General features: G+C 34.8%; 20 protein-coding genes, 1 pseudogene and 1 riboswitch. Of the genes and pseudogenes, 7 read left to right on the top strand and 14 right to left on the bottom strand.

The window, feature by feature from the left end:
• Position 1 precedes the first annotated feature (1 nt).
• The gene (locus NST14_RS08510; RefSeq protein ID WP_000838577.1) at positions 2-1675 is read right to left on the bottom strand and encodes a ribonuclease J; all 1674 of its coding nucleotides are present in this window, start codon (positions 1673-1675) and stop codon (positions 2-4) included.
• Between the two features lie 331 nt (positions 1676-2006).
• On the opposite strand from NST14_RS08510, the gene NST14_RS08505 reads away from it, so the two are divergent.
• Positions 2007-3170 (top strand): cation:proton antiporter, encoded by a 1164-nt coding sequence (locus NST14_RS08505; RefSeq protein WP_000393887.1) that lies wholly within the window; start codon positions 2007-2009, stop codon positions 3168-3170.
• 60 nt (positions 3171-3230) lie between these two features.
• Here the strand turns inward: NST14_RS08505 and NST14_RS08500 are convergent.
• From NST14_RS08500 to NST14_RS08465, 8 genes and pseudogenes are all read right to left on the bottom strand, one after another.
• Positions 3231-3592 (bottom strand): annotated as a pseudogene (locus NST14_RS08500) (DUF3986 family protein).
• Complete coding sequence (locus NST14_RS08495; RefSeq protein ID WP_053083438.1) at positions 3592-4941, bottom strand: aspartate aminotransferase family protein; 1350 nt, start codon at positions 4939-4941, stop codon at positions 3592-3594. Before NST14_RS08495 ends, NST14_RS08500 begins: the two are co-directional and overlap by 1 nt.
• A 190-nt stretch (positions 4942-5131) precedes the next feature.
• The gene (locus tag NST14_RS08490; RefSeq protein WP_001098246.1) at positions 5132-6682 is read right to left on the bottom strand and encodes a solute symporter family protein; all 1551 of its coding nucleotides are present in this window, start codon (positions 6680-6682) and stop codon (positions 5132-5134) included.
• 2 nt (positions 6683-6684) lie between these two features.
• The gene (locus NST14_RS08485; RefSeq protein WP_000817360.1) at positions 6685-7026 is read right to left on the bottom strand and encodes a DUF485 domain-containing protein; all 342 of its coding nucleotides are present in this window, start codon (positions 7024-7026) and stop codon (positions 6685-6687) included.
• A gap of 223 nt (positions 7027-7249) precedes the next feature.
• Positions 7250-7879 carry a sterol desaturase family protein gene (locus tag NST14_RS08480; protein WP_000832150.1) on the bottom strand — a complete coding sequence of 210 codons (630 nt, stop codon included), beginning with the start codon at positions 7877-7879 and terminating at the stop codon, positions 7250-7252.
• A 79-nt stretch (positions 7880-7958) separates the two neighbouring features.
• Positions 7959-8252: a hypothetical protein gene (locus tag NST14_RS08475; RefSeq protein ID WP_000286373.1), complete on the bottom strand. Its 294-nt coding sequence runs from the start codon at positions 8250-8252 to the stop codon at positions 7959-7961.
• A gap of 19 nt (positions 8253-8271) precedes the next feature.
• The gene (locus NST14_RS08470; protein ID WP_000466557.1) at positions 8272-8904 is read right to left on the bottom strand and encodes a LysE family transporter; all 633 of its coding nucleotides are present in this window, start codon (positions 8902-8904) and stop codon (positions 8272-8274) included.
• Between the two features lie 138 nt (positions 8905-9042).
• Positions 9043-9771: a YqcI/YcgG family protein gene (locus tag NST14_RS08465; protein WP_048557448.1), complete on the bottom strand. Its 729-nt coding sequence runs from the start codon at positions 9769-9771 to the stop codon at positions 9043-9045.
• A 263-nt stretch (positions 9772-10034) separates the two neighbouring features.
• Between NST14_RS08465 and cspB the strand changes: the two genes are divergently transcribed.
• Complete coding sequence (gene cspB, locus NST14_RS08460; protein ID WP_001161727.1) at positions 10035-10232, top strand: cold shock-like protein CspB; 198 nt, start codon at positions 10035-10037, stop codon at positions 10230-10232.
• A gap of 119 nt (positions 10233-10351) precedes the next feature.
• The gene (locus NST14_RS08455) at positions 10352-10600 is read left to right on the top strand and encodes a DUF2564 family protein (RefSeq protein WP_000534391.1); all 249 of its coding nucleotides are present in this window, start codon (positions 10352-10354) and stop codon (positions 10598-10600) included.
• A 33-nt stretch (positions 10601-10633) separates the two neighbouring features.
• Here the strand turns inward: NST14_RS08455 and NST14_RS08450 are convergent, their stop codons facing one another.
• The 3 genes from NST14_RS08450 to NST14_RS08440 all read right to left on the bottom strand — a co-directional run bounded on the left by NST14_RS08450 (position 10634) and on the right by NST14_RS08440 (position 12119).
• Positions 10634-10810: a zinc-finger domain-containing protein gene (locus tag NST14_RS08450; RefSeq protein ID WP_000358801.1), complete on the bottom strand. Its 177-nt coding sequence runs from the start codon at positions 10808-10810 to the stop codon at positions 10634-10636.
• A gap of 12 nt (positions 10811-10822) precedes the next feature.
• On the bottom strand, positions 10823-11482 hold the full coding sequence (locus tag NST14_RS08445; RefSeq protein ID WP_000875519.1) for a ribonuclease H family protein: 660 nt from the start codon (positions 11480-11482) through the stop codon (positions 10823-10825).
• A 151-nt stretch (positions 11483-11633) separates the two neighbouring features.
• Positions 11634-12119 (bottom strand): QueT transporter family protein, encoded by a 486-nt coding sequence (locus NST14_RS08440; protein ID WP_001026467.1) that lies wholly within the window; start codon positions 12117-12119, stop codon positions 11634-11636.
• Positions 12120-12125: 6 nt separating this feature from the next.
• Positions 12126-12170, bottom strand: a riboswitch (PreQ1 riboswitch).
• 132 nt (positions 12171-12302) lie between these two features.
• Here NST14_RS08440 and NST14_RS08435 point away from each other — a divergent pair.
• The 3 genes from NST14_RS08435 (at position 12303) to NST14_RS08425 (ending at position 14551) form a co-directional block, all read left to right on the top strand.
• Positions 12303-13175: an aldose 1-epimerase family protein gene (locus NST14_RS08435; RefSeq protein ID WP_000127426.1), complete on the top strand. Its 873-nt coding sequence runs from the start codon at positions 12303-12305 to the stop codon at positions 13173-13175.
• Positions 13176-13245: 70 nt separating this feature from the next.
• On the top strand, positions 13246-13632 hold the full coding sequence (locus tag NST14_RS08430) for a reverse transcriptase-like protein (RefSeq protein WP_000573873.1): 387 nt from the start codon (positions 13246-13248) through the stop codon (positions 13630-13632).
• A gap of 13 nt (positions 13633-13645) precedes the next feature.
• Positions 13646-14551 carry a DMT family transporter gene (locus NST14_RS08425; RefSeq protein ID WP_000711159.1) on the top strand — a complete coding sequence of 302 codons (906 nt, stop codon included), beginning with the start codon at positions 13646-13648 and terminating at the stop codon, positions 14549-14551.
• Positions 14552-14553: 2 nt separating this feature from the next.
• On the opposite strand, the gene NST14_RS08420 is transcribed toward NST14_RS08425, so the two are convergent.
• Positions 14554-14814, bottom strand: coding sequence for a DUF6123 family protein (locus tag NST14_RS08420; RefSeq protein WP_001195212.1), 261 nt, complete (start codon positions 14812-14814; stop codon positions 14554-14556).
• Positions 14815-14995: 181 nt separating this feature from the next.
• Between NST14_RS08420 and NST14_RS08415 the strand changes: the two genes are divergently transcribed.
• Positions 14996-15556: a cysteine hydrolase family protein gene (locus NST14_RS08415; protein WP_229142953.1), complete on the top strand. Its 561-nt coding sequence runs from the start codon at positions 14996-14998 to the stop codon at positions 15554-15556.
• A 34-nt stretch (positions 15557-15590) separates the two neighbouring features.
• On the opposite strand, the gene NST14_RS08410 is transcribed toward NST14_RS08415, so the two are convergent.
• Positions 15591-16451: a GNAT family N-acetyltransferase gene (locus NST14_RS08410; protein WP_229142952.1), complete on the bottom strand. Its 861-nt coding sequence runs from the start codon at positions 16449-16451 to the stop codon at positions 15591-15593.
• Positions 16452-16465: the final 14 nt, after the last annotated feature.

Here is a 16465-nt window from a genome sequence, read left to right as displayed (position 1 = left end):
CTTAAACCTCTATTATTATAGGAAGGATCATCGGTTTTCTTTTCGTATTCGTATATATATACTTCCCTAAAGCTTCTCTTACTTCTCTTTTCAAAATACCCCAACTATTCACTTTCTCTTTCTTCAAATTATTAATTGTAATAACAGCTAATTTATTTAATTCCTTCAAAAACTCTTCTGAATCACGAACATAGACGAATCCACGAGAAATAATATCAGGACCTGAAATTATTTCTCCATCCACTTTATTAAAAGTAATAACTATAACGAGCATTCCATCTTCTGAAAGTTGTTTCCGATCACGTAATAATGCATTTCCAACATCACCAATTCCTAATCCATCTACATATATATTTCCTGCTTGTATTTTTCTCGATTGAACGGCCACTTCATTACTTATATCTACAACATCTCCATTACGAACGATAAAGATATTCTCTTTTTCAACACCAATTGATTCTGCTAACAAACTATGGTGATGTAGCATTCTAAACTCTCCATGAATTGGGATAAAATATTTTGGCTTCATTAATGTGAGCATTAACTTTAATTCTTCTTGATATGCATGGCCAGATACATGGACTCCAGTAGAACTGCCTGATCCGTAAATCACTCTTGCCCCTAATGCAAATAAGTTATCGATAATTCGCGAAACGTTACGTTCATTTCCTGGAATAGGAGTCGCAGCTATAATAACTGTATCTTCTGGTAAAACATCTACTTGCCTATAGTTTCCACTAGCTAAACGGGCTAAAGCTGCCATTGGTTCTCCTTGACTTCCTGTACAAAGTATTGCGACCTGCGATGGATCTAAACGATTTACCTCACTTGCTTCAATTAACATACCATCTGGAATATTTAGATACCCTTTCTCTAGAGCAACTTCTACTACATTTACCATACTTCTGCCGAGCAAAGCCAGTTTTCGATTTGTTTTTATACAAGCTTCAACTATTTGCTGAACACGATTCACATTAGAAGCAAATGTAGAAATAATTACTTTTCTATTTGCTTTCATAAATATTTCCTCTATCCGTTCTCCTACCGATCTCTCTGATGGAGTAAAACCTGGTCGTTCTGCATTTGTACTTTCCGATAGTAAAGCTAGTACACCTTCACTACCTATTTTAGCCATTTTATGAATATCAGGATGTTGGTTATTTACTGGTGTTAAATCAAATTTAAAATCCCCAGTATGTACTACATTACCTTCTCGAGTATGAAACACAATACCGAGACAATCTGGAATACTATGATTCGTTTTAAAAAATGTCGTCTTAATAGAACCGAGATCAATTTCTGATTCTGCGTGAATGACGATTAATTCTGTATCATTTTGAAGATTATGCTCTTTTAATTTAATTTCAATTAAACCTAACGTTAACTTCGTCGCATAAATTGGTACGTTTAGTTGTTTTAAAAAATATGGTATTCCGCCAATATGGTCTTCATGTCCGTGCGTCACGACTAACCCGCGAATTTTTTCTTTATTTTCTTGTAAGTATGTGATGTCTGGAATTATTAAATCAATTCCTAATAAACTTTCATCTGGAAATTTAGATCCACAATCAATAACGACAATATCATTTTCATATTGAATAGCGTACATATTTTTCCCTATTTCATTTACTCCACCTAAAGCAACGATAGACAAGTTATTTTTTAATGACTTCAAATGATAAGTCCTCCCTTTCACATTTATAATTCGTGAAATAGCATTTAGGCTTTATTATTTGTAATAAAAAAGGACTTCATACTATTTCATACATATAAAATCCACACGCTAATCTTATATGTATATCCCTAATAACACCGTCTCTCTCTAAAAAAGCTCCCATTTTTTCATTGATTTTTTGCAAAATATATTATATATTAATTACAGGTTCAAATTACAAGTTCAAAAGAACTTGTAATCAGACCCTTTGTTTAATGGGTTTTACATATTTTCATTAGGCAAATTCCGAGAAATCGTATGATAAAAATAAAAATGATAAGGAGAGGATCCGATGGAATTCGAATTTTTCTTTCAAATTGCACTTATTTTATTAAGTACAAAGCTTGCTGGTGATCTTAGTGTTAGATTAGGCCAACCTTCTGTACTCGGTAAATTAATTGTCGGTATCGTTATCGGTCCAGCTGTATTAGGTTGGATTGAAAACTCAGAACTTCTAACACAATTAAGTAATGTTGGTGTTATTCTTTTAATGTTTATGGCAGGACTTGAAACAGACTTAGAGGAATTAAACGCAAATCGTAATTCTTCTTTAGCTGTTGCACTTGGAGGTATCATTCTTCCATTCGTAGGTGGTTACGTTTCTGGTCTTATTATGGGAATGGAACAAGGAAATGCTGTATTTTTAGGATTACTTCTATGTGCGACAAGTGTTAGTATTTCCGTACAAACACTTCGCGATTTAGGAAAGATGAAAACACGTGAAAGTACAACTATGCTGGGCGCAGCTGTATTTGATGACATTCTTGTCGTTATTTTATTAGCATTTGCAATGAGTTTCCTAGGTACAGACGATGTTAACTTAACAATGATTATCTTGAAGAAAGTTGTATTCTTCGCTTCTATTATTTTAATCGGATGGAAAGGTGTTCCTGCGATTATGCGCTGGTTATCACCGCTACGCGTATCTGAGTCTATCGTGAGCGCGGCTCTTATCATCTGTTTCTCATTCGCATATTTCGGCGAACTATTAGGAATTGCTGGTATTATCGGTGCTTTCGCAGCTGGTATCGCTATTTCTCAAACGAACTACAAACATGAAGTAGAAAAGAAAGTAGAGCCAATCGCTTACGCTATGTTCGTTCCAGTATTCTTCGTAAGTATCGGTATGAATATTACATTTGACGGTATTGGCGATCAAATTTGGTTCATCCTAGCATTAACAGTAATCGCTGTATTAACGAAACTAATCGGTTGTGGCTTAGGTGCACGAATGACTGGATTTGATGCTAAGTCTTCTGCAATTATCGGTTCTGGAATGGTTTCTCGTGGTGAAGTTGCACTTATCATCGCAGGAACAGGACTTTCTTCAGGTCTACTAGCACAAGATTACTTTACAGCTATCGTTATTGTCGTTATTTTAACTACAATGATTACACCACCAATGTTAAAATACACTTTTGGTGCAAAAGATAAAGCAATGAAAGCAAGTAAATAAGTTTAATAAAAAAGAAGCTTACTATCTTATAAGATAGTAAGCTTCTTTTTCGTTTTATCTTTAAACAATCCCGTTCGTTTTTAACCATTTTCAAAAATAATTCGTGCTTCATCATCATCAATATCATTACGAAATGAATACACCATAATGCCATAATCATCTACATATTCACCTAGCTTCATTTCCTCCACTTTCTTATAAAAATCGTCTACCTCATAGTGTGGAATATACGCATCCCAAACTGGTTCATGTATTCTTTTGTACGCTGTCACTTCTAAATCATATCCGTCTTCATAATATCCGATGTGATAATGTTTACTAGGTTCATATTTCTTCATAATAAATTCCCCTCTCTTTGAAAATTTATCATATTTCACATCATAAACAAAAGCGAGCTGTATATTACAGCTCGCTTCATTCATTAAATACGTTCCATCGCTGTCTTCAACGTTCCAACAACAAAGGCAATTTCTTCACTTGAAATAATAAGCGGTGGTGCTAGCGTTAAAACGTTATTATATCCTGCTGTTGTCATACCGTTTCGTCCTATAATTAACCCTTTTTCTTTACAAGCATTTACAACACTTGCAATTTTGTCATTATCAATTGGCTCTTTCGTCTCTTTATCATTTACTAGTTCAATTCCAACTAGTAGTCCTTTTCCTCTAATATCCCCTACAAGTGGATGTTCTCCAATTTCTTCTTTTAATTGCTCTAATAAAAGCGAGCCCATTTGTGCAGAGCGCTCAATTAAATTTTCATTCTCCATAATTTCTAAGTTTTTAAGTGCTAGTGCACAAGCTGCAGGATTTCCACCAAATGTATTAATATGACGGAAGAATTCATATTCTCCCTTTCCTTTAAATTCTTCATATATTTCTTTTTTCACAGCTGTTGCTGATAATGGTAAATATGCACTTGTAATCCCTTTTGCCATTGTAATAATATCTGGTTTCACATCATAATTCATAAATCCAAATGCCTTTCCTGTACGCCCAAAACCGCAAATCACTTCATCGCTAATGAGCAAGGCACCGTGTTTTTGACACGTTTCATAAACAGCTTTCATATAGTCTTGTGGCGGCATTAAAATGCCTCCGCCTGTAATAATTGGTTCCATAATAAAAGCTGCAATCGTTTCACTTAGTTCCCATGTCATGACCCGATCTACTTCTTTTACACATTCTACATCATAAATGTTCTCTCTTTCTATTCCAGGCATACGATAACAATCTGGCGGCGTTACATGTAAAAATCCTGAAGCAAATGGCTCATATTGATATCTACGCTGTGCTTGTCCCGTCGCTGCCATCGTTGCCATTGTATTCCCATGATAGCCGCGGTAACGTGACATAAATTTATAACGATGTGGTTCACCTTTTTGCGCATAGTATTGTCTTGCTATTTTAAAAGCTGTTTCGTTTGCTTCCGAACCACTATTAGAGAAGAAAATAACATACTCTCCTCCAAGCCATTCATTTAATTTTTCTGCAAGCTTTATAGCCGGTTCATGTGATTGTGACATCGGAAAGTATGATAATGTTTGTAATTGCTTATAGGCCGCCTCTGCAAGCTCTTTTCTTCCATACCCGCTATTTACACACCATAGACCACTCATACCATCTAAATATCTTTTTCCTTGTATATCTTCAACCCAGCACCCTTCTGCTTTTGCCCCTACCATTGTACTATTTGGACTAAAGGGACGCATTCCGTGCCAAACATATTGCTCATCTTTTGCTAATAATTCATCAGTCTGTTTCGTTTTCATCATTTCTTCCACCTTCCATAACAACTTATTTTTCACAAAAGCTGCGCTGGTACCATGATGATTTAAATTTCTCCCTGCTTATTTTCATTCCACAAAATTAAGACAAATCCTACTTACAAAGCAGTATTATTTACAAGAAAATGACAAAAGAAAAAGGAGCTTTTCTTATCTATCGAAAAGCTCCTCTTTTTTAATGCGAAGACGCGTCACTAATACCATGCCCAGTATTAGATTTCACGAGAATTTCATCAAATTTCGCTGCATCTTCTTTCTTACTAGATAAAACAGTTCCTAAATACGCTGCAAGAAATCCAAGCGGAATCGAAATAATTCCGGGTGTCGTATATGGGAATATCGCTTCCCCGACAAATATAGCTTTTCCAGCTACAGGGTTCCATACATTTGGGCTTAACGCTACAAGAACAATAGCTGATACAAGACCAGCAATCATACCAGAGATGGCACCTGTTGTATTGAAGCGCTTCCAATATATTGTGAATAATATAACTGGCAAGTTTGCACTCGCTGCAACTGCAAATGCTAACGAAACTAAAAATGCTACGTTCAATGTTTGAGCAAATAACGCTAGTATAATAGACAATACCGCTACTCCAATAGACGCATAACGAGCCATGGATACTTGCTCTTTTTCCGTTGATTTCCCCTTGCGGATAATTTCATTATAAAAATCATGTGCGAATGCGGATGCTGCTGTTAATACAAGGCCTGCCACTACAGCTAAAATCGTTGCAAAAGCAATTGCTGATACGAAAGCAAATAAGAAATCTCCGCCCAATGCTTTCGCTAATAAAGGTGCTGCCATATTACCAGCAGGGTTTGCTTTCATAATCGCCTCATTCCCTACAAACGCCGCTGCCCCAAATCCTAAGAAAATTGTCATAATATAAAATGCGCCAATTAACCACGTAGCGTATACGACAGATTGACGTGCTGTTTTTGCATCACGTACTGTAAAAAAGCGAACAAGAATGTGTGGTAATCCTGCCGTACCAAGGACTAGTCCTAAATTTAAAGATAGTGTATCAAGACCATCTTTATACTTTACTCCTGGATTTAAAAACGAATCTTTTAATGGAGTTGCTGTTTTCATTTGAGCAAACATTTCCGTCACACTAAAATTAAATTTTGCGAAAACGATAACAGAAATAATAAATGTACCAGCCATAAGTAATACAGCCTTAACAATTTGCACCCAGCTCGTCGCGGTCATTCCGCCAAAAATAACGTACACTGTCATTAATGTACCAACAATTAAAACGGATGTTGTATATTCGATCCCTAATAATAACTTAATAAGTGCACCCGCCCCAACTAATTGTGCAATCATATAAAAAATTGAAATCGTCATCGTATTAAGCGCTGCAACTCCGCGAACTTTTTTCGCGTCAAAACGCGCCGCAATCATATCCGCTAACGTGTACTTCCCTAAATTCCTTAGCGGTTCTGCGACAAGGTATAGAACAACTAAATAAGCAACTAAAAAGCCGATACTATAAAAGAAACCATCAAACCCAGTTAATGCGATCGCTCCAGCTATACCAAGAAAAGACGCAGCAGACATATAATCTCCCGCAATGGCCAGACCATTTTGCCAACCAGTTAATCCCCCTCCAGCTGTATAAAACTCACTCGCATTTTTCGTTTTTTTCGATGCAAAATAGGTTATGACGAGCGTACCAAGGACAATAATTAAAAATAGTGCAAATGCCGTCGTATTCAAGTTCAGCCCCTCCCTTTTTGCATATTTTGTAGAATTTTTTGCGAGATTTCATCAAAGGATTCCGCCTTTTTGCTATAAATCATACATAAAGCCCAAGTCATAATAAATTGTGCAAAAGCAAATACCCACGCCCACGTAACATCACCAAATGCCGGTGTATTGAGTACCTTTGAATACGATGTTAAAATAGGTAACGCAATAAAAAAACTTAAAAAGAAAATACTCATTGGAACGATAAACTTCTTTTTCTTATTTAATAACAATTGAAATTCTTCTGACTGAACAACCTCTGTATAATTCACCTCATTTTGTAACTTACGTGCTGACGTATCATCTCTTTTCATTCTCTTATCCCCTCTCTTACTAGAAATGCAATTCCCCCTTGTATACCTAAAGACTAAATTTTATAAATATTCAGAAACTTATTTTCATTTTAGACAATCCATACATTCCTGCAAAGATTTTTCGATAGACATTTTTCGGCATTTTCCCCTAAGTTTTTAATATACTTTTTCAAAATAAAGTGACACCTTACTTATTTTTTCCTCATTAAAACAAAAGCAGTGCTTAACGCACTACTTTTTTCTTTTTTTCCTTTTCTAAATTACGAGCTGTTTCGCTTAATTCAACGTCTTTTCCATCTTTAAGCGTTCCAAATATGAAATCGAATACTGGATTTGAAACACCAAACCAAAACTTTTCATTTTTATAATGGTGTAATATGTGCTGTTTTTTTAGCCATCTTCCAAACTTAGTAACAGGACGAATTGGCTTATGTGCAATATAATGTTTCCATTCATAAACGAGAAGCATAATAATCATTCCAATTCCGAACGAAAGTGCAATAGTAACGCTTTTTGTTATAGCATATGATATAAGTAAATATATAGTAAAACTCGGTATACTAAACCATACAGGTAAAAATAACAGTTTTAAATCATCTGGATAGACGTGATGGTCATAATGTAATCTTCTTAGCATTTTTAATAAAAATACGTTTTTAGGTGGTTTTAAGTGAAATAAAAAACGGTGTGTCATATATTCGTTTAGCGTATAAAAAATAATACCAAACAAACAAGCTAACAAACCGATCCATGTGAAAAATTGCATTTTTAAAATAATGATAAAAACAAATAAAATACTATACATAATAACGATATCATGTTGTAAAAAGAACTCTTTCCCCACCCTCTTCATCTTCCTTCCCCCTTTTCAAAAAAAACAGTCGCAACATATCGTTACGACTATTTCTTTTCTATATCTTATTCTATACGCTTTACAAATTTGCCTGTTGCTCTATTGTCGAGAAAAAATTGTTCGGTCCAAATATATTTTGCTTCGGAATAATATGTTCCACCGCAAACACTGTTACTTCTCCTCTTTGTACCTCTCCAATGATAAGCCCAAATATTTCATGATTTACAGCAAACGTTGGTTGCTTTGTTTGTAGTAATCTTGCTGCATTCTGAAATACCGCTTCATATAGTGGATTTCTATCAGTAATTTCTTTTCTGATTTTTGGTGCTAACGTAATAATGATTTCTTTTCCGTCAATAGTGGTTCGATACATAAAAATCTCCCCTTCAATCTTATGTGAACAACTGTAAAGCTTTGTATGCAAAATGGATAGAATATCCTACTAAAATAATACCTGCTCCGGCTGTTATATAGCCAAGTGCTTTTTGCTTTAATAAAGTTCTGCCAAAATGGACAGAAAAAGCAATATTTACATTCCATAAAATAATACCAACGATAATACAAAGACTATACAAAAAGGCTTCTTGTTTCGTTACCTTCGTAAGCAATGAGCTAAGTGTACTTCCGTATATACCAAACCAAAAAACAAGATTTAATGGATTGGATATCGCAATTAAAAAACCTGCCATAAACGATTGTTTAAGGCCGCCTACCTCTTCTTTTTTATATTCCATATTCGATTGAGAAATTCCTTGTTTTACACTTTGAAATCCTAAATAAAATAATAAGAAAAACCCTGTGCAATACATAAAAGCTTGTACATATGTATACATAAACAGAGAAGATAAACCGAAATAGATGAGAAGCATAAACAAAATATCTGCTGTCATTCCACCAATTCCAACAACCCACGCATGCCAAAAACCTCGTTCAATTCCTCGTTTTAACATTTCAATATTAATCGGACCTACTGGCGCAGCTAATGAAATACCTAATACAATTTGTTGTATAATCGCTCCAAACATCACTCTATCCTTTCTACTTCCTTTACTATTAAGTAATGATGTAATAATTAAAAATAGACTAGCTTCCCTCAAAATATTTACTACTAAAATACCCTTTTTTATCCAAAATATGCAAAAGAGCCATCCAGATGATGACTCTTACTTTTCTATCTTATGAAGAAAAGGACATTTTCCTTTTAACGGTTCTACATCGTCTCCTATAAAGTATTGTTTCCATTCACGATGATCCGGATCACCATAATGACTAATGTTAGGATGTTTCGGCAGCTGATCCCACTTTTCAACTCGCTCACGGACCGTTTGCCTAGAATATGCTCCTTTAGGACGATCCCCTTCTAATCCATCAAATATAGTACGTGGCTGAAATCCAATAACGAGAGAATTTCCTAAATGCCTAGTTTTTCGTTGTTTATAGGCTGGTGCGTTTCCAAATGCGAATATCGGTTCCCCGCCAAATGAAAATTCCCATAAGTAATGGTCTGGGTCTTTAGGAATTTGCTTTGGCCATGTTTCCTTATCGTTTTCATGTAAATATTGTAGTACTTTCCAAAAGTAATCACGGTAATATTCCAGTGATTGCTCCTCACATTCCGGTTCTACAAAAAGAAAAAAGCCTCTTCTTACAATTGGACGCTCTTTCATTAGCTCTAAAAAAGATAACATTGTATGCGGCAAATGACTCCAATCATTATGAGATAGAAAGGAATAGCGAAGTTCATTCTTTTTCAAAGCAGTTAAACCAAAATAACATGGGAAAGTTGGTTCTAATACGACGTTAGAAAAATTTTCAAATTCCTTTGCAACCCAATTCGGTATGTCGTTTCTCATTCTCATTCCTTCATTATCTAATAAATAAGACTCATTCATTCTTTCACCCCATTATGTATAGCATTCAATTAAGACTATTACATACTTGGCCTGTCCTATACCTATTTAAAAATTTGGTTAAAAAATTATTTAAAAATACAAAAAAATAAAATCGCTTACTTGACTAAATTCTCCCAATTCGTGTATATTTAAATTAATCATTTAGCAGAATATTCAAGATTATAGCATTTTTAGTTTATATTATCTTTTCAAATGAATTTCACTAAATGAAAAAAGCAAATGTTTTTAGGAGGAATTGTAACATGCAAGGAAAAGTAAAATGGTTTAACAACGAAAAAGGTTTTGGATTTATCGAAATTGAAGGCGCTGACGATGTATTCGTACATTTCTCTGCTATTCAAGGCGAAGGCTACAAAGCTTTAGAAGAAGGTCAAGAAGTATCTTTCGATATCACTGAAGGAAACCGTGGACCTCAAGCTGCTAACGTAGTAAAACTTTAATCCAACATATGACAGGAGGTTACCTTACTTGGTAACCTCCTTTGTTATTCCTTTGTATATTTCCGTTTTCCAGAGCAAAAACTATGTGAAATGCGCACTATACAAAGGAGGAATTATTAATGGGATCAGAAGTAAATGATTTTGAAGAAGTGAAATTCCGTGTAGAAACAGCACAAAAAATGGTAGGATCAGCGACAATTTCAATGGATCCAGATACATTAGAGCATGCTACCACTGCTGTAGAAGCAGCTCGCTCTCAGCTTGAAATTATGAAATCTGTTGCAACAGATTTAGACGAGCCATTTTTAATAAATGAGGAAAAGAAATTAAGCGAGTGTGAGCATCAATTAAATGAAGCGAAGCACTAAAAAACATCCAGAGAGTTTTCTCTGGATGTTTTTTCATGACAACTGTTCCCCATATTTTTTCAATGTTTCTCCAACTGTACATTGTCTTATACAAAAGGAATGAGCATAATACTTACTATTTGTCTTTCGATTATGTTCTCGCAAAAAACATCCTTCACAATACGTTTCTAATAAGTCATTTACCTCTGTAATGAGTTGCTTTTTATCCACCTTTGCACCTCTCTATTCGGTTATTTCTTTATGACTATCAATCACTGTTCCTTCTAATGCTTGCGTAGCTAATTGATGTGCTTCTTTATTTTGTTTTCTTGATATAGGCTCACATACAAGTTTTAATTTCATTTGCTTTGCTTTTTGCTCAATTTGGTCTAAATAATGATTTAAATGTTCATCATAACAAGGCCATTCTCCAGCCAATTGCTGCAGTACAACTTGAGAATCTCCGCGAAGCGTGACCGCTTCATACTTAATCCCTAATTCCTCGAGTATATTCATGCTATATAGTAATGATGCATATTCCGCTTCATTATTATCATATATGCCTTCTATATATGCATTACGGCGAATTCGGTATTTTGTATTTCCTTTTTTATAGTATACACATATGCCTATACCAGCTTCTTTCGTCTGTACATCATAGCCGCCATCAAAATAAACGAGTATTTCTTGGGGTTCTTCCTCCACTTGTTTGCTCAGCTTCTTCATTTCCTTTAATGACCATTCTGCATCCATTTCATCGTAAAATAATACTTCTTTCACTCTTCCTGTTTTCTCGAAATCCTCCGCAAATTGAAGTGCTTCTTCTATGTTCATATAATCTGTCGTTAATTCCGTCTGAAAACCGCGTTTTGTTTTATACAACCAATGAATTTTATATTTCATACTAGATTCCCCTTATGTAAGACTTCTTATATGTATCCAGCTAATGAAAGCCTCACTTTATTTTATTATATTTTATCAAGAGTCAAAGAATTATATTCAATATTATCACATGCAAAAAGAGCTATCCCTATAGGAATAGCTCTTTCATCTATTACATAAATCTTTCAAATTGTACTCGTTTATTAATCCAGTACATTACAGGCATACCAATCGCCATAACAACAAATTCACCGATTGCACATGTTAACCAAGTCAACATGAATGGTAAATCAAATGCAAGATGAAGTTCAATTGCAATCATAAACATTGTAATTGTAAAAATGACTGTATTAAAAATCATACGAGCCCAAACACCTTTAATAAATCGCATAGAAATAATCGTTGCAACTAATGCAAGAATAGATTGCCCTACTCCAAATACTAAATCGTAAGCGATCATAGGTGAGAAAAAGAGATTCGTTAAAAATACACCTAATACAATTCCGTAAATTGCTTTCTTATTAAATACAACGAGATGATTAAACATCTCTGAAATACGAAACTGTACATTCGTAAAGCCAAATGGCTGAATAAGCATAGAAACAGCAATATATAATGCCGCTAAAATACCATTACCGACTAAAGTTCTAATATTCATGACAAAATCTCCTTAGTTTTTTTACGTGGGATGGTTTCGAACCACGTTATTCGTTTTTTAAGCAACAAGATTATATTTTACGCGTTAGCCCCCCTTTCGTCAATAGATTCCTACCATGAACTACCCTTTTTCTTTTAGACAACGTATAATGAAATATATGAAAGATTTAGGAGGTTGTATTTCATGACTGCAACAATTCAAAATGAAAAAGTGATCGTTACCATCTCTGACAAAGGTGCAGAATTACAAAGCGTTCTCTTAAAAGAAGACAATACAGAATACTTATGGCAAGGTGATGCTACTTATTGGGGACGCCGTGCACCAATTTTATTCCCAATCGTCGGCCGATTAGTAGATAATACATACTACGTAGATGGTAAACCTTATTCTTTAACACAACACGGCTTTGCTCGTGATCTTACATTCTCTGTAGAAGAACAAAGTGAAACGAAAATCACCTACATTGTAACTAGTAATGAAGAAACATTAAAAAAATACCCATATGAATTCGAATTACTCGTTTCTTATGAACTAGACGGACAAACCGTTCATGTAACATACGAAGTGAATAACCCTGCTTCAAAAGAGATGTTCTTCTCAATCGGAGCACATCCTGGTTTCAATTTCCCGTTATTAGAGGGCGAGTCATTTACAGATTACCATCTATCTTTTAATGGTCCAGAGCGTTTAGAAACGAGCGTATTAGAAGGACCTTACCTTTCAAATAAGAAGCAACTAATTGCTGAAAGTACGAATGAGTTGCCACTTACATACGACCTATTTAAAAACGATGCACTTATTTTTGAAAATATGAATACAGATGAAATCTCCATCCGTTCTCATAAACATAATAAATTCGTAAAAGTAGAATTTGACGGATTCCCATTTGTCGGCGTATGGACACCAGGCGAGAATGCACCTTTCTTATGTATTGAACCTTGGTACGGAATTGCTGATGAAGTAAATCCAGCAAAAGATTTCAAGGAAAAAAAAGGAATTCAATCTTTACAAGCGAATGAAACATTTACATGTCGTTATAGTATTACAATCGGCTAAGTTACTCTATCCCCTACTTCAAAGAAACATATAGGTAGGGGATCATCTTATCATTTGGAGGTTTCTCATTTTGATTGAAGTATATATTGATGGTGCATCAAAAGGAAATCCTGGTCCTTCTGGTGCAGGCGTATTTATTAAAGGGGTTCAACCCGCTGTACAATTATCATTGCCCCTTGGGACAATGTCCAATCATGAAGCGGAATACCACGCTTTACTTGCGGCATTAAAATATTGCACGGAGCATAATTATAACATTGTCTCTTTTCGTACAGATTCGCAACTTGTTGAGCGAGCTGTCGAAAAAGAATACGCAAAAAATAAAATGTTTGCACCACTATTAGAGGAAGCACTGCAGTACATAAAAAGTTTCGATCTCTTTTTTATTAAGTGGATTCCAAGTAGTCAAAATAAAGTTGCTGATGAGTTAGCTAGAAAAGCTATCTTACAAAATTAACGGGGGTATGAGTGTGAAAAAAGATTGGATTGCTCCTCTTGCTTTATTATTTGTGTCTTTTATTTGGGGAGCTACATTTGTTGTCGTTCAAAATGCTATGTCTTTCGTTGGACCATTTACTTTTAATGGTATACGTTTTTTATTCGCTGGAATCATTTTATTATTCGTTCAAATGATTTTCTCAAAAAAAACTTCAAAACAACATATAAAACAGAGTAGCCTCGCTGGATTAACCGTTGGATTCTTTTTATGCGTCGGCTATGTATTACAAACATTCGGCTTACTTTATACAACTTCTTCAAAAGCTGGTTTCTTAACAGGGCTTAGTATCGTTATGGTACCAATCTTGTCTTTTATCTTTTTAAAACAAAAAGCTACTATTTTTATCGTAATTGGCATTGCTGTAGCAACAGCGGGTTTATATTTATTAACAGCAGGTGATTCTTTTCAATTAAACATTGGAGATATACTCGTTCTCGGTTGTGCAGTTGCTTTCGCTGCTCATATTCTCGTTAACGGCTTCTTCTCTAAAAAAATATCACCTTTATTGTTAAGCACATCGCAAGTATTAGCTGTCGGTATGTTTTCTTCTATTTGCGCCTTTTTGTTTGAAGATTGGGAAAAATTATTTTCAGTAGCACTATGGACGAATTCTTCCTTTTTATTTGCTCTATTTCTAACTTCTCTGTTCGCGACATCCATTGCTTTTTTCATTCAAACATCAGCACAAAAACATACGTCTCCAACGAGAGTAGCAATTATTTTCGCAATGGAGCCCGTTTTCGCTGCCTTAACAGGCGTTCTCGTTGCAAACGAACAACTTTCTATTTCCGCTATTATCGGATGCCTCTGTATTTTCCTAGGCATGGTTTTTGTTGAATTACCTTCTAAAACAAAAAAAGAAGCGCAGGCTGCGTGAAGTTACGCTTGTAACTTCCGCATAAAAGCCTTAGCGCTTTTTTTATCTGTAATCTCTTCTTCTTTCAATCGTTCTAATAACGCAACAAAATAACTGCCATCAAACTGCAATTGATGCTTAATTGTCGCTTCTATTGCTGCGTTTACAATGCCATCAGATGCACCCGTATATCCTTGTCCGAACATAATAAATCCTTGTGCTTCCTCTGATAATTTAAATCCTTTCGTATGTAAGAATGAAAGATAATCTTCTACTGTTTGCATGTTATTCCCACCTACTCAAAAATTCTCCACTTCCTATCATACATGTTTTTATACGCCATGAGAATGAAATTTCTTTGACAACTTTGTAAATCAGCCTATACTCTACTTGCAATGGAGGATTTCCTTATAATATGGAGGAATATGTACAGTGGAACTTATTTCATATTAAAGGGGAGACACGATGAAACAAGCACTATTAATTATCGATGCGCAGCAAGAATTAATGGATGGAAATGAACAAGAAAGTGAAGTTTTTCGTAAAACCGAATTATTATCTACACTCAATACAGCCGTGCAGAAAGCAATAGATGCCAATGCCCTTATTGTTTTCGTAAGAGATATCGATGTTGCTTCTGGTAGCGGAGAAGGCTTTGAAGTACATAATCAAATTCAAGTACCTCAATCTGCAATCCTTATTAATAAAGCCGCAACAAATTCATTCTATGGTACTTCTTTACTTGAACTGTTAAAAGAAGAAAAAATTAACCATATCGTTATGGGTGGATGTAAAACAGAACATTGTATCGACACCGCTGTTCGAACAGCAACTGTACAAGGCTTTGATGTTACATTAATTAAAAACGGTCATTCCACAACTGATTCTGACGTATTGACTGCAGAACAAATTATCTCTCACCATAATAAAATTCTCCATGGTCATTATAATGTTGATCATTTTTCTATGGTGAGAGATATCGAGGAAGACCTCTTTCAGCCAACTCACGATCAATATCGTGATTAACGAAAAAGAATCCTTCGTCCAGAAGGATTCTTTTTCATCCAAAAATTTGTGCTGCAATGCTATATAACTCATTATTCCTTTTTAATAATTGACCGCTATTTTTCATCATAATTGGTGGTGTATTAACCTTTTTGAAACCGGTAATCTCTAATACTTTCATGAAACCTTTCTTTCCTTCTAGTACATCAATTCTTAATTTATCATTATGCCCTTTTGCTAAATCATGTACAATTCTCATTGCCATCTCATCATTTTTAGCAACAACCGGCCCTATTATTTTATTTTCTGGTGTTTGTATACTTATACCGTATCCTATTACATTTTCTTTTATATCCTTTACAACAACACACTGATCACTTTGCATAATTCTTTTCTTTAAAAACTGTTTTCTATTTGTTCCAAACGCATATTCATCTATTTTTATTATTTTTTCTAAATCACCCTCTTTATAATTCATCATATAATCTTCATTTCTTACACAATAATCATTCGCATCGTACGAGTTACATATGTATTTAGAAACATAACTTACTGCCCTAAATCCTAATTTTTCATATAAAGGTTTCCCTTCATCCGTAGCAATCAGCATAATGGGAGTATGAGCTGATACGCTCTTAATGCATGAATTCGTTATCGCTTTTCCAATCCCTCTCCCCTTATAATCTGGATGTACAATCACCATTCCGATAGACGCTAATTTCTCTCCATATAATATTATTGCCGCGCTAGCAATTAGTTCCTTTCTCTCATTCCAAACACCGTATACAATCCCTGCGTTAAAAATAGTCTCAATTTCTTCTCTGTTATAATCCCACCCAATATAAGAAGATAATGATACAATATCGCCTATTTGTTCTTCCCTAAGACGCTCCACTCTTATTTTCAATCCAGTCATTCTCCATCCCCTTA

The sequence above is a fragment of the Bacillus sp. FSL W8-0519 genome (assembly GCF_038005585.1).
In the GTDB taxonomy this organism is placed as follows: domain Bacteria; phylum Bacillota; class Bacilli; order Bacillales; family Bacillaceae_G; genus Bacillus_A; species Bacillus_A paranthracis.
Note: the sequence above shows the minus strand (reverse complement) of the source record. Positions and strands in the feature narration are given on the sequence as shown.